This window comes from Acidovorax sp. GW821-FHT10A04, assembly GCF_059415825.1.
Genome location: NZ_JBWKNZ010000003.1, coordinates 399811 through 422544 on the forward strand (window position 1 = coordinate 399811; position 22734 = coordinate 422544).

Here is a 22734-nt window from a genome sequence, read left to right on the forward strand (position 1 = left end):
AGGAACCTGCCATGAGCCCCACCCCCGAACCCCGCCTGCCCCTCACGGGCGTCCGCGTCCTCGAATTCACCCACATGGTCATGGGCCCCACCTGCGGCATGGTGCTGGCCGACCTGGGGGCCGAGGTCATCAAGGTCGAGCCGCCCGGCGGCGACAAGACGCGCGAGCTGCCGGGCCTGGGGATCGGATTCTTCCGCTCCTTCAACCGCAACAAGAAGAGCGTGGTGATCGACATCGCCACCGAGGACGGCCGCGCCACCGCGGCCGAACTGGCCGGAGAGTGCGACGTGGTGCTGGAGAACTTCCGCCCCGGGCTGATGGCCGGCTTCGGGCTCGACTACGAGACGCTGTCGCAGCGCTTTCCGCGCCTGATCTACGTGACGCACAAGGGCTTCATGCCCGGCCCCTACGAGAACCGGCTGGCGCTGGACGAGGTGGTGCAGATGATGGGCGGCTTGTCGTACATGACGGGGCCCGTGGGCCGGCCGCTGCGCGCGGGCACCTCGGTCAACGACATCATGGGCGGCATGTTCGGCGCCATCGGCGTGCTGGCCGCGCTGCGCGAGCGCGAGTTCACCGGCCGCGGCCAGGAGATCCAGAGCGCGCTGTTCGAGAACTGCGTGTTCCTGTCGTCCCAGCACATGCAGCAGTTCGCCATGACGGGCGAGGCGCCACCGCCCATGCCCTCGCGCGTGTCGGCCTGGAGCGTGTACGACGTGTTCACGCTGGCCGACGGCGAGCAACTGTTCATCGGCGCGGTCAGCGACAAGCAGTTCCTCACGCTGTGCCGCGTGATCGAGGCGCCCGAGCTCGCAGCCGACCCGGCCCTGGCCACCAACACCCTGCGCGTGGGCGTGCGCCCGGCCCTGCTGCAAAAGCTCGGCGCCATCCTGCAGCACCACCGCGTGCAGGACCTGGCCCCCCGGCTGGAAGCCGCCGGCATTCCCTACGCGCCCATCGTGCGCCCGGACCAGCTGATGGACGACCCGCACCTCAAGGCCAGCGGCGGCCTGGTACCCATGCAGACCGAGGACGGCGGCACCACCGACGTGGTGCTGCTGCCCCTGCGCATGGACGGGCGCCGCCCCGGCGTTCGCCGCCCGCTGCCGCGGGTGGGCGAGCACACCGAGGAAATCCTCGCCGGCCTGCCCAGCCGGGTTCCGGCCTGACCCCTTCGCAATCGACAAGAACCACAGGAGACAAGCACCATGAAAGCCACGACCTCTACCCCGTCCTTCCAACCGCACCGCCGCGCCGCCCTCTGGCTGGCCGGCCTGGCCCTGTGCGGCGCTGCCGTATCGGTGCGCGCCAATGACAAGCCCATCCGCATGGTGCTGCCCGTGGGCGCCGGCTCGGGGGTGGACACCATCATGCGCGCGGCCGCGCCGCAGCTGATCAAGGCGCTGAACGGCCAGCCTGTGGCCATCGAGAACCTGCCCGGCGCCGGCGGCATCACCGGCGCCTCGGTGATCGTGCGCGCGCCAGCCGACGGGCTGACGCTGGGCGTGGTGTCCAACAACCACGTGGTCAACCCCAGCGTGTTCAAGAAGATGCCGTTCGATGCCGTGGGCGACATCACGCCGATCTCGGTGGTCGGTGCCACGCCCTTCGTGCTGGTGGTCAACCCCAAAATCCCGGCGAAGAACGCCAAGGAGCTGCAGGCCCTGCTCAAGGCCAAGCCCGATGGCTACAACTACGCCTCTTCGGGCAACGGCACCATCATCCACCTGGCGGGCGCCATGTTCATGGAGGCCGCGGGCGTGGATGTGCGCCACATCCCCTACAAGGGTGTGGGCCCCATGGTCACGGATTTGATGAGCGGCCAGGTCGAGATCGGCGCGGTGGCGCTGCCCGCCGTGCAGGGCCAGCTCAAGAGCGGCGCGCTGCGCGCCATCGGCATCATGGGCAAGCAGCGCGTGGCCTCGCTGCCCGACCTGCCGACCATTGCCGAGCAGGGTTTCCCGGACGTGGACGTGGCCGGCTGGTTCGCCGTGGTCGGCCCGGCCAAGCTGCCGCCCGCCGAGGTCAAGCGCCTGCATGCCGCCGTGGTGGCCGCTTTCGCCATGCCCGAGACCCGGGATGCCATGGCCAAGCAGGAGAACATCATCAACCCCATGTCGCCCGAAGCCTCGCTGCAGTTCTTCAAGACCGAGCAGGAGCGCTATGCGCGGCTGGTGAAGAAAGCCGGTGTGACCGTGGAATGAGTGCGGCGGATGCAACTGCCTTGCAGGACTGGGCCAGCGCAGTGCTGGCCACCCAGGGCGTGGGCAGCGCCGACGCGGCACTCACCGCGCGGCTGCTGGTGCGCACCAGCCTGCGCGGCATCGACACCCATGGCATCGCGCGCCTGCCCGGCTATGTGGACCGACTGGCCAGCGGCGAGGTGAACGCACACGCCAGCCCCCGCACCGAAGAGGCGGGCACCGGCTGGCTGCGCTGCGATGGCCAGGGCGGCCTGGGCCAGGTGGTGGCCTGGCATGCCTTCGAGCAAGCCATGGCGCGGGCGCGCCAGCAGCCGCTGGTGGCCTGCCATGTGCGCGCCACGGGGCACCTGGGGGCCCTGGCCGTGTATGTGGCGGCTGCGGCAGAGCAAGGCTTCTTCGCCTTCCTGTGCCAGCGCACGCCACCGGTGATGGCCCTGCCAGGCGCCAGCGGCCCGGTGATCGGCAACAACCCCCTGGCGTTTGCCCTTCCGGTTTCTGGCCGTGCGCCCCTGGTGTTCGACATGGCCAACAGCGTGGTGGCGCGCGGCCATGTGGCCCAGGCCGTGCGCGAGGGCCAGGCGGCCATCCCTTGCGAATGGGCCCTGGGGCCCGACGGCCAGCCCACCGGCGACCCGGTGCGGGCGCTGCAAGGCGCCATGCAGCCGATTGCCGGCCACAAGGGCCTGGGCCTGGCCATGCTGGTGGAGTGCCTGGCAGCGAGCATGGGCGGTATCGCGTCGGCGCCGGATGCGGCCACCGGCACGGCAGGGTCCGCGGCGAATGCCAGCGCCTTCGCCCTGGTGGTCAACCCGGCGCTGACCACCGGGCGCGAGACCTTCGATGCCAGCGTGTCCGCCTGGCTGCAGACCTACCTGTCGGCCGGCGGCCCGGGCGCGCGCTACCCGGGCCAGCGCCAGGCCATGTGTGAGCAGCAGCGCAGCCGTGATGGCATTCCACTGCCTGCGGGTTTGCGCGCCGAGCTGCAGACCCTGGGCGAACGCACGGGCCACACCCTGCCCGCCTGAGGCTCACCCCCGGCTGCGGGCCTGCTGACGGAACTGGCGCGGGGTCAAGCCCACGTCCTGCCGGAAGCGGCGGCTGAAATAGGCCTCGTCATGGAATCCGCTCTGGTGCGCGATCTCGCGGATCAGCGTGTCGGAGCCGGCCAGCAGCTCGCGCGCATGCTCCAGGCGCCGCTCGGTGAGCAGCTCGGTGAAGGTGCGCCCGGTCTGCTTCTTGAGCAGGTGCGCGAGGTAATTGGGCGACAGCGCCACGGCCGTGGCCGTGTCGGTGAGCGAAAGGTCCTCGTGCGAATGCTCGCGCAGGTGGCGCAGCGCGCGCTGCAGCGCATCGTGGTGCACGCCACCCTGCCGGTGGTGGCGCGCGGCCTGGGCGTGCAGGTCGGCGGCAAAGCGCGTGCAGGCCAGGCCCAGCAGCTGCAGCAGGGTGCCGCGGATGCTGGCCGCCGAGCCCAAGGTGCGCGGCTGGTTGTGCGCCACCAGGGCATCAAGCCATTGGCGGATCTGCGCGAAGTCCTCGGGGCCGAACACGAAATCCAGCTGCTCCTGGAACAGGAAGGGCGCGAGCTCCGGGTGCTGGGCCATACCCACGTCCTCCAGGTCCAGCGCGGGTACGTCGAGCTCGGGCCAGAGAAAGCGCTGGTCGAAATTGATGATGGCGTAGCGCGCGCCCACGGGGTGCGGCACCACGTGCATGCGGTAGGGCAGCACGAAGCTCAGCGTGCCCGCGCCGAAGGGCCGTGTGGCCGTGCCCACCACCTGCCGGTCGCCGCCTTCCAGGCTCACCTGGATCTGGAAATACTCGTGCCGGTGAGGGCGGCTGAGCACGTCGCGCGCGCCCTGGAAGCGGATGTCGAAGTCCAGGTGCTCGGCGCGCTCCTGCATGCCGTACAGGCGGGCATGGGCGTTCGGTCGGGGCGGCGCGGGCATGCGCCAATGGTAGCTGCCTCACAGTGGTGTGTGGCTGTGTCCAGTTTCGGCGTAGCTGCGTGCAAGTTGCGGCGGTCGCAGGCACCAACAATCGCTGTGCACACGACAACAGCCACCAGGAGACAAAGCCCATGGACCAACCCCGACGCAACATCTTGACCCACTCCGCCCTCCTCGCCACCGGCGCGGTCGCCGGCTGCGCCCTGCCCGCAGGCGCCAGCAAAGCGGCCGCCACCCCCTTCGACCTGCCGCAGACCACCATTCCCATCGTGGGCAGCGACCAGGTGTTCCCCGTGCGCCGCGTGTACTGCATCGGCCGCAACTACGCGGCCCATGCGCGCGAGATGGGCTCGGACCCGACACGCGAACCACCCTTCTTCTTCCAGAAGCCGGCCGACGCGATCCAGTTCGTGCAGCCCGGCGTGGTGGCCGACCATGCCTACCCCACGCTGACCAAGAACTACCACTACGAGGTGGAGCTGGTCGTGGCCCTCTCGAAAGGCGGGCGCGACATCCCGGTCGAGAAGGCACTGGACCACGTGTTCGGCTATTCGCTGGGCCTGGACATGACACGCCGCGACCTGCAGCGCGAGATGGGTGACCAGAAGAAGCCTTGGGAAATCGGCAAGGCCTTCGACCAGTCCGCACCTGTGGGCCCGCTCTACCCGGTGAGCCAGGTCGGCCACATCAAGGATGGCGACATCTGGCTCAAGGTCAACGGCACCACCAAGCAAAGCGCCACGCTGCAGCACATGATCTGGTCGGTGGCCGAGCAGATCAGCCGCCTGTCACGCGCCTTCGAGCTCAAGCCCGGCGACATCATCTACTCGGGCACGCCCGAGAACGTGGGCCCGGTGGTCAAGGGCGACGAGATCGAGATCCACATCGACCGCTTTCCCAACTTGAAGCTGCGCATCGTTTGACCGCCGCGCGCTGCAGGGCCGCTAACCGAGGTCCTGCGCCGTGTTGGAGTGCGACAGCGCGTAGAGGCCGCGCAGCGCGCCGGCCTGCGCGCCGGCAGCCGCCAGCGCAGCCTCCGACAGTTCAGTGCCTGCCAGCGCTTGCAGCGCCGCCCGGTCATACCCGCAGGCGATGAAGACCCAGTCGGCTGCCGGATCGGGGCCGCCGCGGATCTGCTGCTCGGTGGTGGCAGCGATCTGCGGGGTCTGGTTCCGCAGCAGGTGGCCCGCAGTGGTGCCGGGGCGCGACACCAGCAACCCCGCGAGCCCACCCAGATGGCCGCGCAGGCGATCCGCAGCACCTTCGGCCGGCGACAGCCGCAGCGTGAACGCATGCCGTGACAGCGCGCCGCCGCGGCTTTCCAGCACGCGGCACTGGCTGCGCACCATGTGGCGGTGGTGCGGCATCATCTGCGTGGACCAGGGCGAGGGCGCGTTCAGGCGCTCCAGGTAGGCATCACAGAACAAGGTCTCGTACGCCGCCAGCTCGTACAGCACAAAAAAACCCTCGCCGCCATCCACCGCGGACCAGCGCGAGCCCCGGTGGAAGCCAGGGATGCCCATGCGCTCAGGGAAGTGTTCATGCGTGTGCCAGTCCTCGAACTCGGCGCGGTGGGCAGGCGCGATGTCCCACCACATGGCCAGGGCGGCCTGCCCCAACAGTGCCATGGCCGGCCCTCACTTGTTGCCGGCGCCGCGCATGCGCGCGAGCTCGGCGTTGACCTGGGTCATCAGCGGCTCGCCAACTTCCTTGGCGAACTTGTCGACCACGGGCTGCACCTTCTGGCGCAGGCGCGCCAGCTCGGCCGGCGCCACGTCGTTGACCTGCATGGTCTTGCGCAGGTTGGCGATGGATTCGGTCTCCTTGGCCTGGGCGATGCGCCGCTCCTCCTGTTTCGCCTCGTTGGCGGCGTCGGTGATGAGCTTGCGCTCGGCCTCGGACATGCCGTCCCAGGTCTTCTTGCTCATGAGCACGGGCATGCCGGTATAGACGTGGCGCGTGAGCGAGAGGTACTTTTGCACCTCGGCGAACTTGGCCGACTCGATCACGCCCACCGGGTTGTCCTGGCCGTCGATGGCCTTGGACTCCAGCGCGCCGTAGACCTCGCCGAAGGTCATGGGCACGGGGTTGGCGCCCAGGGTGTTGAACATGTCCAGGTAGATCGGCGAGGCGATCACGCGCAGCTTGAGGCCCTGCAGGTCTTCGTGCCGTGCGATGGGGCGCTTGCTGTTGGTCATGTTGCGAAAGCCCAGGTCCCAGATGCCCATGCCGACGATGCCGTGCGCCGCCAGGCCCGCCTGCAGCCGGGTGCCCACCGGGCCATCGGCCAGGCCATAGGCCTCCTGCGGGCTGTCGAACAGGAAGGGGAAGTCGAACACCATGAACTGCTTGTCGATGCCCGCGAGCAGGCCCGTGGCCATGGAGGCGAAGTCCAGCGTGCCGCCGCGCACGGCCGACAGGTTCTGTGTGTCGCTGCCGAGCACGGCGTTGGCGAACAGCGTGACCTTGATCTTGCCGCCACTCTTTTGCGCAACCAGGTCGGCGAACTTCTGCGCGCCCTGCCCGAGCGGATGGTCCTTGGCCAGGCTGAAGGCGAACTTGAGGTTGCGCTCCTTGATGTCCTGGGCCAGCGCCGAGGGTGCGGTGCAGGCAAGGGCCAGGGCGCCGATGGCGGCCAGCGCCGCACGGCGCAGGTTCGATGTGGTCATGCTTGTCTCTTCCTTTCTGTCTTGGGAGGTGATCGCTGCGGCGCGCCTTCAACGGGGCGTTCTTCGCGGTGCGACGGCGCATGGTATTCGCATTTTCTGAACGTCATTCAACATTTACAACTCATTCAAATTCTGAAAGACTGCGTATGATCGTGGCCATCCACCCGAAGGAGACCCCATGAGCGGAGCGCTCGAAAAATCCCTGGCCATCCTGGAATACCTGGTCGCGCACCCCGATGGCGTGGCGCTGGCGCGCATCTCCACCGAGCTCAACATGCTGCGCAGCGGTTGCCACCGCACGCTGCACGAGCTCATCGGCTATGGCTACGTGCGCCAGATGCCGCACAAGGGCGACTACGCGCTCACCACCAAGATGGCCTCGATGGGGCTGAGCTTTTTGAGCCGCTCGGGCGTGGTGGACATCGCCCAGCCCGTGATCGACCGGCTCGCGCGCACCACCGAGGAACTCGTGCGCCTGGCCATCGTCGACGGCGAGCGGCTGACCCTGGTGGCCAAGGCCCAGGGCGCCAAGTCGGGCCTGCTGTACGACCCGGACATGGGCATCGACCTGCGCCTGTCGTGCAGCGCCGCAGGCCATGCCTGGCTCATGACCCTGCCCGAAGACGAGGCCGCCGCACGCGTGTCCAAACAGGGCCTGGGCAGCCCGCGCCAGTTCGGGCCCAACGCGCCCACCACGCTCAAGGCGCTGCAGACGGCCTTGCGCGCGCATGCCAAACGCGGCTACAGCCTGATCCAGGATGGTTATGCGCCCGGCATGAGTTCCATGGCAGCCCCCGTGCGCCGCAAGGGCGAGCCCACCACGGGCGTGCTGGTCATCGCCGGCCCCTCGGCTCGGCTCACGGCCAAGAGCATGGCCCGCTTCGGCCCCGAGCTCATGGCCGCGGCGGACGAGCTGGCCATGGCGGGCCAGGCCTCGCCGCTGCTCAAGTCGGCCAATGTCGGCACCTGGGGCAATGGCAGCGACGAGGACGACCGCTACTGAAGCGCCGCCCCCTGCGCTCGGCCCGCATAGTCCGAGTGCAGGTCGAAGACCAGGGTGCGCAGCCACTGGTTCGCAGGGTCCTTGTGGTACTTGGCGTGCCAGAACAGGTTGATGGCGATGCGCGGCAGCTTGACCGGGTGCGGGCGCGCCACCAGGCCGAAGGGCTCCACCATGCGCCCGGCCAGGCGCTCGGGCACGGTGGCGATGAGGTCGGTGGACTGCAGGATGTGGCCGATGGCCACGAAGTGCGGCACCTTGAGCTTCACGCGCCGCTCGGGGGAATGCTTGTCCAGGATCTCGTCGACCTGGCCGTGGCCGGTGCCGGCCGAGACGACGGCCACATGCTCGGCCGCAAAGAAGTCCACCGCACGCAACTGCCGGCGCTGCGCGAGCCGGTGGCCCTGGCGCAGCAGCACCACGTAGTCCTGCTCGAACAGCCGGCGCTGGAAGAAGCCGGCCTTGAGCTGCGGCAGGAGGCCGATGGCCAGGTCCACCTGGCCGGCCTCCATCGCGTCCTTGAGGTTGACCGCGGTGTTGCGCACGGTGCTGATGGCCACGCTCGGCGCCAGCTCGCCGATGCGCTGCATGAGCTGCGGCAGGAAATAGATCTCCCCGATGTCGGTCATGCCCACCGTGAAGCTGCGCTGGCTGCTGGCGGGATCGAAGGCGTTGCGCGCATTCACCGCGCCATGGATCATGCCCAGCGCATAGCCCACCGACTCGGCCAGCTGCTCGGCGAGCGGCGTGGGCTGCATGCCGTTGGCGGTGCGCAGGAACAGCTCGTCATCGAACAGCCGGCGCAGGCGCGCCAGGGCATTGCTCACCGCCGGCTGGCCCAGGCCCAGGTTCTCGGCCACCTTGGAGACCTTGCGCTCGGCCAGCAGCTGGTTGAAGACCACCAGCAAATTGAGATCGATGTCCTTGAGCTCCATGGCCTGCCCCGATGAATATTGATTTCAATGATATTCAACATTCACCCCATTGCGTTGACTGATTTTCAAGGGGCCCGGATCATCGCGGCCATGACTCCCGCAGGGAGCACCGCGATCCAGAACGAAGAAGAGACAACGCACGATGGAAATCCACGTCCGCCCGCTGGGGCGCACCCTGCACGCCACGGCCGGCGTGAATCTGCTGGAGGCCCTGCGCGCGAACGACGTGCCCGTGTCGTACAGCTGCATGGCAGGGCGCTGCGGCACCTGCCGCTGCAAGGTGGTGCAAGGCGAGGTGCTTGAATCGGGCCGCGAGGCCCAGCGCCCCCTGGGCGCTGCCACCGATGGCGATGCCGGCTATGTGCTGGCCTGTCAGACCTTCGTGACCGAGCCCTGCACGGTAGAGATCGCCGAGCCCGACGAGGTGGTGGTGCACACCGCGCGCACGCTCAAGGCCACCGTGCTCGCCATCGAGGATGCCACCCACGACATCAAGCGCCTGCGGCTGCTGCCAGCCAAGCCGCTCGATTTCTCGCCGGGCCAGTACGCGCAGCTGCAGTTCACGCCCGCGCATGTGCGCCCCTACTCGATGGCGGGCCTGGCCGGTGATGGCGGGCTGGAGTTCCACGTGCGGCTGGTGCCCGAGGGGCGCGTGACGGGCTACATCGCCCGGGAGCTGAAGGTGGGTGACGCGGTGCGCGTGAGCGGCCCACTGGGCTCCGCCTACCTGCGGCGCCGGCACGACGGGCCCATGCTCTGCGTGGCGGGCGGCACGGGCCTGGCGCCCATTTTGTCCATCGTGCGCGGTGCGCTCGCGGCCGGCATGCGCAACCCGGTGCACCTGTACTTCGGCGTGCGCTCGGAGCGCGATGTCTACGGCATGGACTGGCTGGCCGCGCTGCAGCGCGAGCACCCTGCCCTCACGGTGCACACCGTGCTGGCCTCGGGACGCGTGCCGGGTTGCCGCACGGGCCTGGTCACCGAGGCCATCGCCAAGGACTGGCCGAGACTGGCCGGCTTTCGCGCCTACCTGTGCGGCGCACCACCGATGGTGGAGGCCACCGCGCTGCTGGTGCGCCGCCTGGGCGTGCTGCCCGAGCACGTGTATGCCGACGCCTTCTACGCCAGTGGCACCTGAACGCACAAGGAAGCCCCATGGAACCGCCCCGCACCCATTCCGCAGAGACCCTGGCCGCCCGCAAGGCCTACTACGAGCGCATCGGTGGCGACAGCATGACCCCGCTGTGGGAGGTGCTGGGCGCGCTGGTGCCGCCCCGGCCGCGCTCGCCCGCCGTACCGCACCGCTGGTCCTACGCAGCGGTGCGCGACCAGGTGATGGAGGCGGGCCGGCTGATCAGCGCCGAAGAGGCCGAGCGCCGCGTGCTGATCCTGGAGAACCCGGGCCTGCGCGGGCAGTCGTGCATCACGCAGTCGCTGTATGCGGGGCTGCAGCTCATCCTGCCGGGCGAGGTGGCGCCCGCGCACCGCCACACCCAGTCTGCCCTGCGCCTGGTGCTCGACGGTGAAGGCGCCTACACGGCAGTGAACGGCGAGCGCGTGACCATGCACCGCGGCGACTTCATCATCACCCCGGCCTGGACCTGGCATGACCATGGCAACCTGGGCAGCGAGCCCGTGGTCTGGCTCGATGGTCTCGATATTCCGCTGGTGCGCTTCCTGGATGCGGGCTTTGCCGAAAAGTCCCTTGCGCGGTCGCAGGGCGTGGAGCGGCCCGAGGGCGACGCCCTGGCGCGCTACGGCGCCAACATGCTGCCCGTGGACGAGGCAGCGCCACAGCCCGGCGATCCGACCCGCCTGTTCATCTACCCCTACGCGCAGACGCGGGCGGCGCTGCTCGCCCTGTCCCATGGCACGCCCGATGCGCATCGGGGCTTCAAGCAGCGCTTCGTGAACCCGGCCACGGGCGCATCGCCCATGCCCACCCTGGGCACCTTCGCCCAGAGGCTGCCGGCCGGCTTTGTCACCCGGCCCTGCCGCTGCACCGATGGCACGGTGTATGTGTGCCTGGAGGGCGGGGGCGAGGCCGAGATCGAGGGCCAGGTCCACCCCTTCGAGGAGCGTGATGTGTTCGTGGTGCCATCCTGGCACACGCTGGCGCTGCGCGCGCGGGCCGACACCGTGCTCTTCTCGTACTCGGACCGCCCCGTGCAGAAGGCCCTGGGCCTGTGGCGCGAAGAGCGGCTCTGACACTGCCCCGCGACCCCCATAAGAAACAAACAAGCAAGGAGACAGGCATGAACCACGAACCCGCCACCATCTTCCCGGCGCAGGCACGGTGGGAGGGCCCGGGCACCAGCCGCGTGCCCTTCAAGGTCTATACCGACGAGGAGCTGCACCGCAAGGAGCTCGAACGCTTCTTCTACCAGAAGCACTGGTGCTACGTGGGCCTCGAGGCCGAGATCCCCAACGCGGGCGACTTCAAGCGCACGGCGATCGGCGAACGCTCTGTCGTCATGGTGCGCGATGCCGAGGGCGGCATCAACGTGATCGAGAACGTCTGCGCCCACCGCGGCATGCAGTTCTGCCGCGAGCGCTCGGGCAACCGCAAGGAGCTGGTCTGCCCCTACCACCAGTGGAACTACTCCTTGAAGGGCGAGCTGCAGGGCGTACCGTTCCGCCGCGGTGTGAAGCAGGACGGCAAGGTCCACGGCGGCATGCCGGCCGACTTCAACCCCGCCGACCACGGGCTCAACCGGCTCAAGGTGGCCACGCGCGGCGGTGTGGTGTTCGCATCGTTCGACCACTCCGTGGAACCGTTCGAGGATTTCCTCGGCCCCGAGATCCTGGCCTACTTCGACCGCCTGTTCAACGGCCGCCAGCTCACCCTGCTGGGCTACAGCCGCCAGCGCATCCCCGGCAACTGGAAGCTGATGCAGGAGAACATCAAGGACCCTTACCACCCCGGGCTGCTGCACACCTGGTTCGTGACCTTCGGGCTCTGGCGCGCGGACAACAAGAGCGAGCTCAGGATGGACGCGCGCCACCGCCACGCGGCCATGGTCTCGACGCGCGGCCAGGCCGGCAAGGCCGGCCAGGTCACGCAGGTGTCGAGCTTCAAGGAAAGCATGCAACTCGAAGACCCGCGCTTCCTCGACATCGTGCCCGAGCCCTGGTGGGGCGGGCCCACGGCGGTGATGATGACCTTGTTCCCGAGCGTGATCCTGCAGCAGCAGGTCAACAGCGTCTCCACGCGCCACATCCAGCCCGCAGGCCATGGGGCCTTCGACTTCGTCTGGACGCACTTCGGCTTCGCGGACGACACCGAGGAGATGACCCAGCGCCGGCTGCGCCAGGCCAACCTGTTCGGCCCGGCGGGTTTCGTCTCGGCCGACGATGGCGAGGTGATCGAGTTCTCGCAGCAGGGCTTCGAGCAAAAGCCTTTTCACCGTGCGCTGGCCGAACTGGGCGGGCGCGAGGTGGGCGACACCGACCACATGGTGACCGAGACGCTGATCCGCGGCATGTACCAGTATTGGCGTGAAGTGATGGAGGACTGAGATGGACTTCACCACCTACTACGCCCTGACCCAGCTCTATGCCGACTACGCGAGCGCCGTCGACTCGGGCGACTGGGACCTGTGGCCCGGCTTCTTCACCGACGACTGCAGCTACCGCCTGCAGCCGCGCGAGAACCATGAGCGTGGCTTTCCGCTGGCCACGCTGTCTTTCGAGAGCAAGGGCATGCTGCGGGACCGGGTCTACGGCATCAAGGAAACCCTGTTCCACGACCCCTACTACCAGCGCCACATCATCGGCGCGCCGGTGGTGCGGACTCTCGACGGCGAGCGCATCCACTGCGAGGCCAACTACGCCGTGCTGCGCACCAAGCTCTCGCAGGTGTCCACGGTGTTCAACACCGGGCGCTACATCGACGAGGTGGTGCGCACGCCCGAAGGCCTGAAGTTTGCGAAGAAGCTCGTTGTCTACGACAGCGAAATGATCCCCAACTCGATCATCTACCCCATCTAGAGAGTTCCAGCATGACCGACACCACCACCCTGCAATGGACCGATGCGGCCGCGTTCGACGATGTGCCGCAGGACGACGTGATAGCCCTGGCCGTCGACGGGCGCGACATCGCGCTCTACGGCGTGGAGGGCACGGTCTACGCCACCGACAACCTGTGCACCCACGGCCATGCGCGCTTGTGCGATGGCTTCCTGGACGGCCACGAGATCGAGTGCCCGCTGCACCAGGGCAAGTTCGACGTGCGCAGCGGCGCGCCCACCTGCCAGCCCGTGACCGATGCAGTGCGCACCTACCCCGTGCGCATCGAAGCTGGACGGGTTTACCTGGCCCTGGGCTGAAAGCCGCGCACTATCATCTCTGCCATGGACCGCATTCTCTACACCTACTTCCGCAGCTCGGCCGCCTACCGGGTGCGCATCGCGCTCAACCTCAAGGGCCTCACGGCCACCCAGATCCCCGTGCACCTGGTGCGCGACGGGGGCGAGCACCTGAAGCCCGAGTACAAGGCCATCAACCCACAGGGCCTGGTTCCGGTGTTCGGCGAGGACGGCATGCGCGTGAGCCAGTCGCTGGCCATCCTCGAATACCTGGAAGAGCAGTACCCCGGCACACCCCTGCTGCCCGCTGCGGCGGCCGACCGCGCGCGCGTGCGCCAGCTTGCGCTGGTGGTCGCCTGCGAGATCCACCCGCTCAACAACCTGCGCGTGCTCAAGTACCTGAGCGGTACCCTGGGCGTGGCCGATGCCGCCAAGAACGACTGGATCAAGCACTGGATCGCCGAAGGCTTTGCGGCGCTGGAGACCGAACTCACAACCCCCGGCAGCGGCGCCGGGCCGTTCTGCTTTGGCGACACGCCCACCCTGGCGGACTGCTGCCTGGTGCCGCAGATCTTCAATGCACGCCGCTTCGAGGTGGACCTGTCGCCCTACCCCACGCTCGTGGCCATCGACGGGCGCTGCCAGGCGCTGCCGGCCTTCCAGCAGGCGCATCCGTCCCAACAGGCTGACGCCCAGTAGCCGGGATCAGCGCACCGGGTTGGCCTCCAACCAGGTGCGCAGGCGGCGCACGCCCTCGACCAGGCGCGCCGGGTCCTGGGAGGCAAAGCACCAGCGCAGCCAGCCCTGCGCCTCGGCGCCGAAGGCATTGCCCGGCGCCAGGCCCAGGCCGGCCTCGGTCACCAGGCGCTTGGCCAATGCGAGTGAATCGGTGACCCCCTCGATCTGGAAGAAGGCGTACATGCCGCCGCGCGCCGCCGCCACCTTCACGCCCGGCACCTGGGCCAGCAGCGGCACCAGGGTGTCGCGGCAGGTCTGCAGGTGGGCCACCACGCGCGGCGTGATCTCTGCACTGTGCTCCAGCGCGGCCAGGCCGGCGCGCTGGGTGAACACGCTGGCGCACGAGGTGTTGAACTCGATGACTTTGGCAATGCCGTCCACCAGCGCGGGCGGCAGCACCAGCCAGCCCAGACGCCAGCCGGTCATGAGGAAGCTCTTGGAAAAACTGTGCGCCACCACCAGCCGGTCGTCGGCGCTGGCAATGTCCAGGAAGCTCGGCGCGCAGCGGTTCTCGGTGGGTTCGTAGTACAGGCGCTCGTAGACCTCGTCGGCCAGGATCCAGGTGCCCGTGCTGCGGCAGTGGTCCAGGATGCGCTGCTGCTCCGCGCGCGTGAGCGTCCAGCCCGTGGGGTTGTTGGGGGCGTTGAGGATGAGCAGCCGGGTCTGGGCGGTCACGGCCCGGCACAGGGCATCCAGGTCCAGCGTCCACTGCCCGTCGGCGGGAGTCAGCGGCAGGGTGCGCACGCGCGCGCCCAGGATCACCGGCTGCGCCACCAGGTTGGGCCACACCGGCGTGACCACCACCACCTCGTCGCCCGCATCCACCAGGGTCTGCACGGCCAGCATCAGCGCGCTCACGCCGCCCGAGGTGATCGCGATGCGGCCCGCGTCCACCGCCGGGTGCAGGGCGCTGGTGTAGCGCGCCACCGCCTCGCGCAGCGCAGGCAGGCCCAGGTTGTGGCTGTAGAAGGTCTCGCCGCGCTGCAGGGATGCGATGGCGGCATTGCGCACCACCTCGGGCGTGACCTCGTCGCTCTCGCCGAACCAGAAGGCCAGTACATCGTCGCGCCCCAGGCCGGCATTGGCGACCTCGCGGATCATGGAAGGTTCGAGGGTCTGGATGGTCTCACGCATGGTCAGGAAACGGCGGTGGTATGCCCGCAGCAAATCGGTGAAGGGACTGCAAGGGTAGCTTCTTTTCAAGGTGCCTGATCGCCGCTTTGTATCTCCCACCAGCGCTCGCCCATCTGCAGTTGCAGCCATTCGATGAAGCTCACCACCTTGGCCGGCACCATGCGCGGCGAGGGGTAGACGGCATGGATCTCCTGCGGCGGCAGGGTCCAGCCGGGCAGCAGCGGCACGACGGCAACGCTTGCCAGCGAGCCATGCGCCACGTAGGTCGGTAGCGCCGCGATGCCCAGGCCGCCACGCGCGGCCGCCAGCAGGGCCGAGAGGTTGTTGGAGCGCAGCGGGCCCGCCACCGGCACCGCATGCGCCACGCCCGTGCCATTGCTGAAATGCCAGCGCGCATCGCCCTGTACGGTGCTATAGATCAGCGCATCGTGCCGAGCCAGGTCTTCCGGCGTGGCCGGCGTGCCGCGCTGCGCCAAGTAGGCAGGCGAAGCCACCAGCACCCAGGGGTTGAGCCCCAGGTAGCGCGCGCCCAGCGTCGAATCGGCCAGGCGCCCCATGCGGATGGCCACGTCGATGCCCTGCTCCACCAGGTTCACATAGCGGTCCTCGAAGACCAGGTCGATCTGCAGGCGCGGGTTCTCGCGCATGAAGCGCATCACCAGCGGCACCAGCACGCGCCGCCCGAAGGCCACCGAGGTGCTGATGCGCAGCCCGCCCTGCACCTGCGACTGCAGCAGCGCGGCCACGGTCTCGGCCTCTTCGACATGGTGGGTGATGAGCTTGCACTTGTCGTAGTACAGGCGGCCGATCTCGGTGGGCGACACGCCGCGCGTGCTGCGGTGCAGCAGGCGCGAGCCCAGCTGCTTTTCGAGCTGGGCCACGAGCTTGGTGGCCGAGGGCTGGCCCACGCCCATCTCGACCGCGGCCTTGCTGAACGAGCCCAGGTCGACCACGCGCACGAACAGTTTGACTCCGAGAAGGCGATCCATGGAATCGATTATCGGCAGCGCCTGGCGGCCGATTGCATTCCAAAAGGGAATAACGCTAATGCCCTGGATGCGGGTTCCGGGCGGTGGCCATTGGGCGGAGCATCCAGTCCACAAGTTGTTCAACCCCTGACAGGAGACCCCGCAATGGCAACAATGAAGGCCGCCATGGCCGCCGTTCTGGTGATGGAAAAGGAGGGCATCACGCAGTTGTTCGGCGTGCCCGGCGCAGCGATCAACCCGCTCTACGCCGCGCTGCGCGAGCGCCAGTCGCTGACCCACATCCTGGCCCGCCACGTGGAGGCCGCCTCGCACATGGCCGAGGGCTACACCCGCGCCAAAGCCGGCAACATCGGCGTGTGCGTGGGCACCAGCGGGCCGGCCGGCACCGACATGATCACCGGCCTGTACTCGGCCATCGCCGACAGCATTCCCATCCTGTGCATCACCGGCCAGGCGCCACGCGCCCGCCTCTACAAGGAAGACTTCCAGGCGGTGGACATCGAGTCCATCTCCAAGCCGGTCACCAAGTGGAGCGTGACGGTGCGCGAGCCGGCCCTGGTGCCGCGCGCCTTCCAGCAAGCCTTCCACCTGATGCGCTCGGGCCGGCCCGGTCCGGTGCTGATCGACCTGCCCTTCGACGTGCAGATGGCCGAGATCGAATTCGACATCGACACCTACGAACCGCTGCCGGTCTACAAGCCCGCCGCCACGCGCCGGCAGGTGGAAAAGGCGCTGGACATGCTGGAAGCTGCCGAGCGCCCGCTGATCGTGGCCGGTGGCGGCATCATCAACGCCGATGCCTCGGACCTGCTGGTGGAGTTTGCCGAGCTGACCGGCGTGCCCGTGATCCCCACGCTGATGGGCTGGGGCACCCTGCCCGACGACCACCCACTGATGGCCGGCATGTGCGGCCTGCAGACCAGCCACCGCTATGGCAACGCCACCTTGCTGGCCAGCGACTTCGTGATGGGCATCGGCAACCGCTGGGCCAACCGGCACACCGGCTCGCCCGAGGTGTACTGCAAGGGGCGCAAGTTCGTGCACATCGACATCGAGCCCACGCAGATCGGCCGGGTGTTCAACCCCGACTTCGGCATCGTCAGCGATGCGCGCGCTGCGCTGCAGCTCCTGGTGCAGGTGGCGCGAGAGCGCCGGGATGCCCGCGGCCTGCCCGACCGCAGCGACTGGGCCGGCCGCTGCGCCGAGCGCAAGGCGCTGATGCACCGCAAGTCGCACTTCACCGAAACCCCCATCAAGCCCATGCGCGTGTACGAGGAGATGAATGCCGTGCTGCCGCGCGACACCATCTACGTGAGCACCATCGGCCTGAGCCAGATCGCGGGCGCGCAGTTCCTGCACGTCTACGGCCCGCGCCAGTGGATCAACTGCGGCCAGGCCGGCCCGCTGGGCTGGACCATTCCGGCCGCACTGGGCGTGGTGGCGGCCGACCCCACGCGCACGGTGGTGGGGCTGTCGGGGGACTACGACTTCCAGTTCCTGATGGAAGAGCTGGCCGTGGGCGCGCAGTTCAACCTGCCCTATGTGCAGGTGCTGGTGAACAACAGCTACCTGGGCCTGATCCGCCAGGCGCAGCGCGGCTTCGACATGGACTACTGCGTGCAGCTGGCCTTCGAGAACCAGAACGTGGCGCCGGGCGAAGGCGACCTGCGCAGCTACGGCGTGGACCACCAGGCCGTGGTGCAGGGCCTGGGCTGCCGCTCGCTGCGCGTGACCGACCCCGAGAAGATCGCCGGCGCCCTCACCGAAGCCCTGGCCCTGGCGCGTGAGCACCGGGTGCCGGTGGTGGTGGAGGTGATCCTGGAGAAGGTCACCAACATCGCCATGGGCACCGAGATCGACAAGGTCAACGAGTTCGAGGACATCGATTGCCGCCACCCTGGCGGCCGCGCCGGCCTGGAACTCGCCGGATTGCTCGACTGAACAATATTCAAGGAGACACCCGCATGCCCCGCTTTGCCGCCAACCTGACCATGCTCTTCACCGAGCTGCCCTTCATCGACCGCTTTGGCGCCGCCGCACGCGCCGGCTTCACCGCCGTCGAGTTCCTGTTCCCCTACGCCTGGCCGGCCGAGGAAATCCGCGCCCAGCTCGACGCCCATGGCCTGCAGCTGGTGCTGCACAACCTGCCCGCAGGCGACTGGGGTGCGGGCGAGCGCGGAATCGCCTGCCTGCCAGGGCGCGAGGCCGAGTTCCGCGACGGCGTGGCCCAGGCCATCGCCTATGCCCAGGCCCTGGGTGTGAACCAGCTCAACTGCCTGGCCGGCAAGGCACCCGAAGGTGCGGACCCGGCGCTGCTGCACCGCACGCTGGTGGAGAACCTGCGCTTTGCCGCACAGGCACTGCGCCAGGCCGGGCTGCGACTGCTGGTCGAGCCCATCAACACCTACGACATCCCGGGCTTCTTCGTGAACACCACGGCCCAGGCGCTCCGCCTGCTGGACGAGGTGGATGCGGGCAACGCCTTCGTGCAGTACGACATCTACCACGCCCAGCGCATGGAGGGCGAGCTGGCCGCCACGCTGAGCAAGCACCTGGCGCGCATAGGCCACATCCAGTTGGCCGACAACCCGGGCCGCAACGAGCCGGGCACCGGCGAGATCCACTACCCCTGGCTCTTCAAGCACATCGACGCAATCGGCTACACGGGCTGGATCGGCTGCGAGTACAAGCCCGCCACCACCACCGAGGCCGGCCTGGGCTGGCGCACGGCCCTGACCCACGCATGATTTTCAAGGACACCTTCCAATGACCACCAGCTCCCTCAAGATCGGTTTCATCGGCCTGGGCACCATGGGCGCGCCCATGGCGCAGCACCTGATCCAGGCCGGCCACCAGCTCTTCGTGCACACCCGCGGCCGCGTGCCTCCCGCCATCGCCGAAAGCCGGGCCACCCAGTGCGTGACCGCGCGCGGCGTGGCCGAGCGTGCCGACATCATTTTCACCATGGTGCCCGACACCCCGCATGTCGAAGACGTGCTGTTCAGCGAGAGCGGCGTGGCCGCCGGCCTGACCAAGGGCAAGACCGTGGTGGACATGAGCTCCATCTCGCCCATCGCCACCAAGGACTTCGCACAGCGCATCAACGCCCTGGGCTGCGACTACCTCGATGCCCCCGTTTCGGGCGGCGAGGTCGGCGCGAAGAACGCCACGCTGTCCATCATGGTGGGCGGGCCGGACGCTGCTTTCGCGCGCATCAAGCCCCTGTTCGAGCTGATGGGCAAGAACATCACCCTGGTGGGCGGCAATGGCGACGGGCAGACCGCCAAGGTGGCCAACCAGATCATCGTGGCGCTGAACATCGAGGCGGTGGCCGAGGCCCTGGTGTTCGCCGCCAAGGCCGGCGCCGACCCGGCGCGCGTGCGCCAGGCACTGATGGGCGGCTTCGCCTCGTCCAAGATCCTCGAAGTGCATGGCGAACGCATGCTGAGCCGCACCTTCGATCCGGGCTTTCGCATCGAGCTGCACCAGAAGGACCTGAACCTGGCCCTGGCCAGCGCGCGCGCCTTGGGCGTGGCCCTGCCCAACACCGCCACGGCGCAGGAGCTGTTCAACAGCTGCGTGGCGCAGGGCGGCGCGGCCTGGGACCACTCGGCCCTGGTGCGCGCGCTGGAGACCCTGGCGCATTTCGAGATCGGCCAGGCGCCGGCCCGCTGATGGCGGCCACGCCCCAGCAGCAGTTGCTGCGCCGCATGTTCGACGCAGCCGTTGCCAGCGCGCAGCCCGCGCTGTGCGTGCCACCGCAGCTGCCGTCCTGGCAGGACCTGGGCACGGGCCGCCTGGTGGTGATCGGCGCGGGCAAGGCCTCGGCCGCGATGGCACGCGCGGTGGAAGACCACTGGGACGGACCGCTCTCGGGCCTGGTGGTCACGCGCTATGGCTACGCCGTGCCCTGCCGGCGCATCGAGATCGTGGAGGCCGCCCACCCCGTGCCCGATGCCGCCGGCATGGCGGCCGCGCAGCGCATGCTCGGCTGCGTGGCCGGGCTGCGCGAGGACGACCTGGTGCTGTGCCTGATCTCGGGCGGCGGCTCGGCGCTGCTGCCCCTGCCGCTGCCCGGCATCACCCTGGCCATGAAGCAGGAGGTGAACCGCGCGCTGCTGCAATCGGGCGCCACCATCGCCGAAATGAACTGCCTGCGGCGCCACCTCTCGGCCATCAAGGGCGGGCGGCTCGCGCTGGCCTGCCACCCGGCGCGCGTGCTCACGCTGCTGCTGTCGGACGTGCCCGGCGATGCGCCCATGGACATCGCCTCGGGCCCCACGGTGGGCGATCCCACGACCTGCGCCGACGCGCTCGGCATCGTGCGCCGCCATGGCATCCCGCTGCTACCGGCGGCGCGCGCGCTGCTGGAGTCGGGCCAGGGCGAGTCCCCCCCGCCCGATCACCCCCACCTGGCCCGCAGCGAAGTGCGCATGGTGGCCACACCCCAGATGGCCCTGGAGGCCGCCGCCAAGGTGGCCCGCCAGGCGGGCTACACCCCGTACATCCTGGGCGATGCGCTGGAGGGCGAAGCGCGCGACGTGGGCCGGGTGCTGGCCGGCATTGCGCTGCAGGTGGCGCAGCGCGGCCAGCCCTTTGCCACGCCCTGCGTGCTGCTCTCGGGCGGCGAGACCACGGTCACGGTGCGCGGCGACGGGCGCGGCGGGCGCAATGTGGAATGCCTGCTGTCGATGGCGCTGGCGCTGCAGGGCCACCCGCGCATCCATGCGCTGGCGGGCGACACCGATGGCGTGGATGGGCAGGAGGAGATCGCTGGCGCGCAGCTCACCCCCACCACGCTGCAGCGCGCGCAGGCCCTGGGCATCCGGCCCGCCGATGCACTGGCACGCAACGATGGCCATGGCTTCTTCGGCGCGCTCGGCGACGCGGTGGTGACCGGACCCACGCTGACCAATGTGAACGACTTCCGCGCCATCGTGATCGACGCGAAGTGAATGTCCGATTCTGATCCTCGGTCGTCTTGCGCGCGCATGGCGGGCTGGCGGCCGGGGGCCTAAGATTCCGGCATGCTCTGCCTGACCTGCCCCAACACCCCTCCCGCAACCCCAGGGGTTGCCCCATGACCCCAACTGCTTCCCTGCGCCCGCGCGACCTGGGGCTGGCGCTGCTCGTCATCCTGGTCTGGGGCGTCAACTTCGCCGTCATCAAGGTCGGGCTGGCCGGCGTGCCGCCGCTGCTGCTGGGGGCGCTGCGTTTCATGCTCGCGGCCTTTCCCGCGCTGCTGTTCTTCAAGGCGCCCAAGGTGCCGCTGCGGCTGTACCTGGTCTTCGGGTTGACCATGTCGGTGGGGCAGTTCGCCTTTCTGTTCAGCGCCATCCATGTGGGCATGCCTTCGGGCCTGGCTTCGCTGGTGCTGCAGTCGCAGTCCTTCTTCACGCTGGTGCTCACCGTGCTGTGGCTGCGCGAGCGCTGGCAGGGCAACCAGCTCGCGGGGCTGCTGCTGGCCGCCGGCGGGCTGGTGCTGATCGGCAGCGCGCATGGCGCCTCCATGCCGCTGCTGGGCTTTCTGCTCACCGTGGCGGCTGCCGCCATGTGGGCCTGCGGCAACCTCGTGAGCCGCGCCGTGGGCCGCTACGGGCCGATGAACCAGTTGGCCTTCGTGGTCTGGGCCAGCCTGGTGCCGCCGCTGCCGCTGCTGGCGCTGTCGGGTCTGATCGAGGGACCCCAGGCCATATCGGAGGCCCTGCAGGGCTTCAGCTGGGCCTCGTTCGCCTCGGTGGCCTACCTGGCCTGGGCCGCCACGCTGTTCGGCTACGGGGTGTGGACCTACCTGCTCGCGCGCTACCCCGTGAACCGTGTTGCGCCGTTCACGCTGCTGGTGCCCCTGGTGGGGCTGACCACGGGCTGGATCGCCTTCGGCGAGACCTTGCAGCCGGTGCACTTCGCGGGGGGCGCCCTGCTCATGGTGGGCCTGTTCGTGAACCTGTTCGGCGCGCCCCTGCTCGCACGGCTGCGGCTGCAGTCCAAAGGCTGACGCGGGAGCCGCCCTGGCCGGGCGGCGCCGCTGCATTGACAGCATTGACTTAAAGATATACATTAAATACATGTTTACGCGGCGCGGTAGACAGCAAGCCATCCAGGTACCTGGCCTTCGATCCCAGCGCCACCACTGGAATGCCATCATGACCACCGATACCCATACCCCCGATTTCGCCCGCAGCCTCGATGCCCACCACCCTGCCCACGGCCTGTCCGACCGCGTGGCCCTGGCCATCACCCTGGCGCTGCGCTTCTTTGCCGACACCTTCTTCGCCAAGCGCTATGGCAACCGCGCCATCGTGCTGGAGACGGTGGCCGCCGTGCCCGGAATGGTGGGCGGCATGCTCGTGCACCTGCGCTGCCTGCGCTGGATGGTGGACGACGAGGGCTGGATCCGCACCCTGCTCGACGAGGCCGAGAACGAGCGCATGCACCTCATGACCTTCATCGAGATCGCCCGGCCCAGCTGGTTCGAGCGCGCGGTGATTTTGCTCACGCAGGCCGTGTTCTTCGTCTGCTTCTTCGCGCTGTACCTGGTCTCGTCGCGCACGGCGCACCGCCTGGTGGGCTATTTCGAGGAGCAGGCCGTGGTCAGCTACACGCTGTACCTGGCCGAAATCGATGAAGGCCGGGTCGAGAACGTGCCCGCCCCCGACATCGCCATCGCCTACTGGAAGCTGCCCGCCGATGCCCGCCTGCGCGACGTGGTGCTGGCCGTGCGCGCCGACGAAGCCGGCCACCGCGACGTGAACCACGGCTTTGCCGATGTGCTGGGCCGCACCGCGGCAGTCCAGCCACACGCCAACTGA

23 protein-coding genes are annotated in these 22734 nt (G+C 69.0%); 17 read left to right on the forward strand and 6 right to left on the reverse strand.

Going from position 1 to position 22734, the window contains the following annotated elements; genetic code table 11:
* Nucleotides 1-11: 11 nt before the first annotated feature.
* The 3 genes from AC07PF_RS09485 to AC07PF_RS09495 are packed head-to-tail and all read left to right on the forward strand — an operon-like array spanning nucleotide 12 to nucleotide 3229.
* Nucleotides 12-1169 (forward strand): CaiB/BaiF CoA transferase family protein, encoded by a 1158-nt coding sequence (locus AC07PF_RS09485; RefSeq protein WP_007855092.1) that lies wholly within the window; start codon nucleotides 12-14, stop codon nucleotides 1167-1169.
* A 39-nt stretch (nucleotides 1170-1208) separates the two neighbouring features.
* Nucleotides 1209-2204, forward strand: a complete 996-nt coding sequence (locus AC07PF_RS09490; protein WP_494611667.1) for a tripartite tricarboxylate transporter substrate binding protein — start codon at nucleotides 1209-1211, stop codon at nucleotides 2202-2204.
* A gap of 20 nt (nucleotides 2205-2224) precedes the next feature.
* Nucleotides 2225-3229, forward strand: coding sequence for an Ldh family oxidoreductase (locus AC07PF_RS09495; protein ID WP_494611668.1), 1005 nt, complete (start codon nucleotides 2225-2227; stop codon nucleotides 3227-3229).
* Nucleotides 3230-3232: 3 nt separating this feature from the next.
* Here AC07PF_RS09495 and AC07PF_RS09500 read toward each other — a convergent pair whose 3' ends face one another.
* Complete coding sequence (locus AC07PF_RS09500; protein WP_494611669.1) at nucleotides 3233-4153, reverse strand: helix-turn-helix transcriptional regulator; 921 nt, start codon at nucleotides 4151-4153, stop codon at nucleotides 3233-3235.
* 131 nt (nucleotides 4154-4284) lie between these two features.
* Here AC07PF_RS09500 and AC07PF_RS09505 point away from each other — a divergent pair, with 131 nt between their 5' ends.
* Nucleotides 4285-5076, forward strand: a complete 792-nt coding sequence (locus tag AC07PF_RS09505; protein WP_007855085.1) for a fumarylacetoacetate hydrolase family protein — start codon at nucleotides 4285-4287, stop codon at nucleotides 5074-5076.
* Between the two features lie 21 nt (nucleotides 5077-5097).
* Here AC07PF_RS09505 and AC07PF_RS09510 read toward each other — a convergent pair whose 3' ends face one another.
* Together AC07PF_RS09510 and AC07PF_RS09515 are read right to left on the reverse strand one after the other, a co-directional pair.
* Entirely contained in the window at nucleotides 5098-5781 is a 684-nt protein-coding gene (locus tag AC07PF_RS09510) for a hypothetical protein (RefSeq protein WP_494611670.1), read from the reverse strand.
* A 9-nt stretch (nucleotides 5782-5790) separates the two neighbouring features.
* Nucleotides 5791-6822 (reverse strand): TRAP transporter substrate-binding protein, encoded by a 1032-nt coding sequence (locus tag AC07PF_RS09515; RefSeq protein WP_494611671.1) that lies wholly within the window; start codon nucleotides 6820-6822, stop codon nucleotides 5791-5793.
* 178 nt (nucleotides 6823-7000) lie between these two features.
* On the opposite strand from AC07PF_RS09515, the gene AC07PF_RS09520 reads away from it, so the two are divergent.
* A complete protein-coding gene (locus AC07PF_RS09520) occupies nucleotides 7001-7825 on the forward strand; it encodes an IclR family transcriptional regulator (protein WP_007855079.1) in 825 nt (274 codons plus the stop codon).
* On the opposite strand, the gene AC07PF_RS09525 is transcribed toward AC07PF_RS09520, so the two are convergent.
* Complete coding sequence (locus AC07PF_RS09525; RefSeq protein WP_494611672.1) at nucleotides 7819-8757, reverse strand: LysR family transcriptional regulator; 939 nt, start codon at nucleotides 8755-8757, stop codon at nucleotides 7819-7821. The genes AC07PF_RS09520 and AC07PF_RS09525 overlap by 7 nt on opposite strands.
* 142 nt (nucleotides 8758-8899) lie before the next feature.
* Here AC07PF_RS09525 and AC07PF_RS09530 point away from each other — a divergent pair, with 142 nt between their 5' ends.
* The 6 genes from AC07PF_RS09530 to maiA are packed head-to-tail and all read left to right on the forward strand — an operon-like array spanning nucleotide 8900 to nucleotide 13763.
* Complete coding sequence (locus tag AC07PF_RS09530; protein ID WP_494611673.1) at nucleotides 8900-9895, forward strand: 2Fe-2S iron-sulfur cluster-binding protein; 996 nt, start codon at nucleotides 8900-8902, stop codon at nucleotides 9893-9895.
* Between the two features lie 17 nt (nucleotides 9896-9912).
* Nucleotides 9913-10965, forward strand: coding sequence for a gentisate 1,2-dioxygenase (gene gtdA / locus AC07PF_RS09535; protein WP_494611674.1), 1053 nt, complete (start codon nucleotides 9913-9915; stop codon nucleotides 10963-10965).
* A gap of 47 nt (nucleotides 10966-11012) precedes the next feature.
* Nucleotides 11013-12275 (forward strand): aromatic ring-hydroxylating dioxygenase subunit alpha, encoded by a 1263-nt coding sequence (locus AC07PF_RS09540; protein ID WP_145695852.1) that lies wholly within the window; start codon nucleotides 11013-11015, stop codon nucleotides 12273-12275.
* Nucleotide 12276: 1 nt separating this feature from the next.
* Nucleotides 12277-12747 carry an aromatic-ring-hydroxylating dioxygenase subunit beta gene (locus AC07PF_RS09545; protein WP_007855066.1) on the forward strand — a complete coding sequence of 157 codons (471 nt, stop codon included), beginning with the start codon at nucleotides 12277-12279 and terminating at the stop codon, nucleotides 12745-12747.
* 11 nt (nucleotides 12748-12758) lie between these two features.
* The gene (locus AC07PF_RS09550; RefSeq protein WP_494611676.1) at nucleotides 12759-13085 is read left to right on the forward strand and encodes a non-heme iron oxygenase ferredoxin subunit; all 327 of its coding nucleotides are present in this window, start codon (nucleotides 12759-12761) and stop codon (nucleotides 13083-13085) included.
* Nucleotides 13086-13109: 24 nt separating this feature from the next.
* The gene (maiA, locus tag AC07PF_RS09555) at nucleotides 13110-13763 is read left to right on the forward strand and encodes a maleylacetoacetate isomerase (protein WP_494611677.1); all 654 of its coding nucleotides are present in this window, start codon (nucleotides 13110-13112) and stop codon (nucleotides 13761-13763) included.
* Between the two features lie 6 nt (nucleotides 13764-13769).
* On the opposite strand, the gene AC07PF_RS09560 is transcribed toward maiA, so the two are convergent.
* Together AC07PF_RS09560 and AC07PF_RS09565 are read right to left on the reverse strand one after the other, a co-directional pair.
* Entirely contained in the window at nucleotides 13770-14936 is a 1167-nt protein-coding gene (locus AC07PF_RS09560; protein WP_494611678.1) for a pyridoxal phosphate-dependent aminotransferase, read from the reverse strand.
* Between the two features lie 65 nt (nucleotides 14937-15001).
* Complete coding sequence (locus tag AC07PF_RS09565) at nucleotides 15002-15925, reverse strand: LysR family transcriptional regulator (RefSeq protein WP_494611679.1); 924 nt, start codon at nucleotides 15923-15925, stop codon at nucleotides 15002-15004.
* 144 nt (nucleotides 15926-16069) lie between these two features.
* Here AC07PF_RS09565 and gcl point away from each other — a divergent pair, with 144 nt between their 5' ends.
* From gcl to AC07PF_RS09595, 6 genes are all read left to right on the forward strand, one after another.
* The gene (gene gcl / locus AC07PF_RS09570; RefSeq protein WP_494611680.1) at nucleotides 16070-17866 is read left to right on the forward strand and encodes a glyoxylate carboligase; all 1797 of its coding nucleotides are present in this window, start codon (nucleotides 16070-16072) and stop codon (nucleotides 17864-17866) included.
* Between the two features lie 23 nt (nucleotides 17867-17889).
* Nucleotides 17890-18672 carry a hydroxypyruvate isomerase gene (gene hyi / locus AC07PF_RS09575; protein WP_494611681.1) on the forward strand — a complete coding sequence of 261 codons (783 nt, stop codon included), beginning with the start codon at nucleotides 17890-17892 and terminating at the stop codon, nucleotides 18670-18672.
* Between the two features lie 19 nt (nucleotides 18673-18691).
* A complete protein-coding gene (glxR, locus tag AC07PF_RS09580) occupies nucleotides 18692-19600 on the forward strand; it encodes a 2-hydroxy-3-oxopropionate reductase (RefSeq protein WP_494611682.1) in 909 nt (302 codons plus the stop codon).
* A complete protein-coding gene (locus AC07PF_RS09585; protein WP_494611683.1) occupies nucleotides 19600-20880 on the forward strand; it encodes a glycerate kinase type-2 family protein in 1281 nt (426 codons plus the stop codon). Before glxR ends, AC07PF_RS09585 begins: the two co-directional genes overlap by 1 nt.
* Before the next feature lie 125 nt (nucleotides 20881-21005).
* Nucleotides 21006-21920: an O-acetylserine/cysteine exporter gene (locus AC07PF_RS09590; protein ID WP_007855057.1), complete on the forward strand. Its 915-nt coding sequence runs from the start codon at nucleotides 21006-21008 to the stop codon at nucleotides 21918-21920.
* 148 nt (nucleotides 21921-22068) lie between these two features.
* The gene (locus AC07PF_RS09595; protein WP_007855056.1) at nucleotides 22069-22734 is read left to right on the forward strand and encodes an alternative oxidase; all 666 of its coding nucleotides are present in this window, start codon (nucleotides 22069-22071) and stop codon (nucleotides 22732-22734) included.

What these genes read in the sequence shown, in the direction of transcription:
- glxR (WP_494611682.1), top strand. Translation starts at nt 18,692, where the DNA reads ATGACCACCAGCTCCCTCAAGATCGGTTTCATCGGCCTGGGCACCATG.
- AC07PF_RS09530 (WP_494611673.1), top strand. Translation starts at nt 8,900, where the DNA reads ATGGAAATCCACGTCCGCCCGCTGGGGCGCACCCTGCACGCCACGGCC.
- AC07PF_RS09505 (WP_007855085.1), top strand. Translation starts at nt 4,285, where the DNA reads ATGGACCAACCCCGACGCAACATCTTGACCCACTCCGCCCTCCTCGCC.
- maiA (WP_494611677.1), top strand. Translation starts at nt 13,110, where the DNA reads ATGGACCGCATTCTCTACACCTACTTCCGCAGCTCGGCCGCCTACCGG.
- AC07PF_RS09590 (WP_007855057.1), top strand. Translation starts at nt 21,006, where the DNA reads ATGACCCCAACTGCTTCCCTGCGCCCGCGCGACCTGGGGCTGGCGCTG.
- AC07PF_RS09565 (WP_494611679.1), bottom strand. Translation starts at nt 15,925, where the DNA reads ATGGATCGCCTTCTCGGAGTCAAACTGTTCGTGCGCGTGGTCGACCTG.
- AC07PF_RS09560 (WP_494611678.1), bottom strand. Translation starts at nt 14,936, where the DNA reads ATGCGTGAGACCATCCAGACCCTCGAACCTTCCATGATCCGCGAGGTC.
- AC07PF_RS09500 (WP_494611669.1), bottom strand. Translation starts at nt 4,153, where the DNA reads ATGCCCGCGCCGCCCCGACCGAACGCCCATGCCCGCCTGTACGGCATG.
- AC07PF_RS09540 (WP_145695852.1), top strand. Translation starts at nt 11,013, where the DNA reads ATGAACCACGAACCCGCCACCATCTTCCCGGCGCAGGCACGGTGGGAG.
- AC07PF_RS09485 (WP_007855092.1), top strand. Translation starts at nt 12, where the DNA reads ATGAGCCCCACCCCCGAACCCCGCCTGCCCCTCACGGGCGTCCGCGTC.
- AC07PF_RS09490 (WP_494611667.1), top strand. Translation starts at nt 1,209, where the DNA reads ATGAAAGCCACGACCTCTACCCCGTCCTTCCAACCGCACCGCCGCGCC.
- gtdA (WP_494611674.1), top strand. Translation starts at nt 9,913, where the DNA reads ATGGAACCGCCCCGCACCCATTCCGCAGAGACCCTGGCCGCCCGCAAG.
- AC07PF_RS09525 (WP_494611672.1), bottom strand. Translation starts at nt 8,757, where the DNA reads ATGGAGCTCAAGGACATCGATCTCAATTTGCTGGTGGTCTTCAACCAG.
- AC07PF_RS09585 (WP_494611683.1), top strand. Translation starts at nt 19,600, where the DNA reads ATGGCGGCCACGCCCCAGCAGCAGTTGCTGCGCCGCATGTTCGACGCA.
- AC07PF_RS09550 (WP_494611676.1), top strand. Translation starts at nt 12,759, where the DNA reads ATGACCGACACCACCACCCTGCAATGGACCGATGCGGCCGCGTTCGAC.
- AC07PF_RS09520 (WP_007855079.1), top strand. Translation starts at nt 7,001, where the DNA reads ATGAGCGGAGCGCTCGAAAAATCCCTGGCCATCCTGGAATACCTGGTC.
- gcl (WP_494611680.1), top strand. Translation starts at nt 16,070, where the DNA reads ATGGCAACAATGAAGGCCGCCATGGCCGCCGTTCTGGTGATGGAAAAG.
- AC07PF_RS09595 (WP_007855056.1), top strand. Translation starts at nt 22,069, where the DNA reads ATGACCACCGATACCCATACCCCCGATTTCGCCCGCAGCCTCGATGCC.
- AC07PF_RS09515 (WP_494611671.1), bottom strand. Translation starts at nt 6,822, where the DNA reads ATGACCACATCGAACCTGCGCCGTGCGGCGCTGGCCGCCATCGGCGCC.
- AC07PF_RS09545 (WP_007855066.1), top strand. Translation starts at nt 12,277, where the DNA reads ATGGACTTCACCACCTACTACGCCCTGACCCAGCTCTATGCCGACTAC.
- hyi (WP_494611681.1), top strand. Translation starts at nt 17,890, where the DNA reads ATGCCCCGCTTTGCCGCCAACCTGACCATGCTCTTCACCGAGCTGCCC.
- AC07PF_RS09510 (WP_494611670.1), bottom strand. Translation starts at nt 5,781, where the DNA reads ATGGCACTGTTGGGGCAGGCCGCCCTGGCCATGTGGTGGGACATCGCG.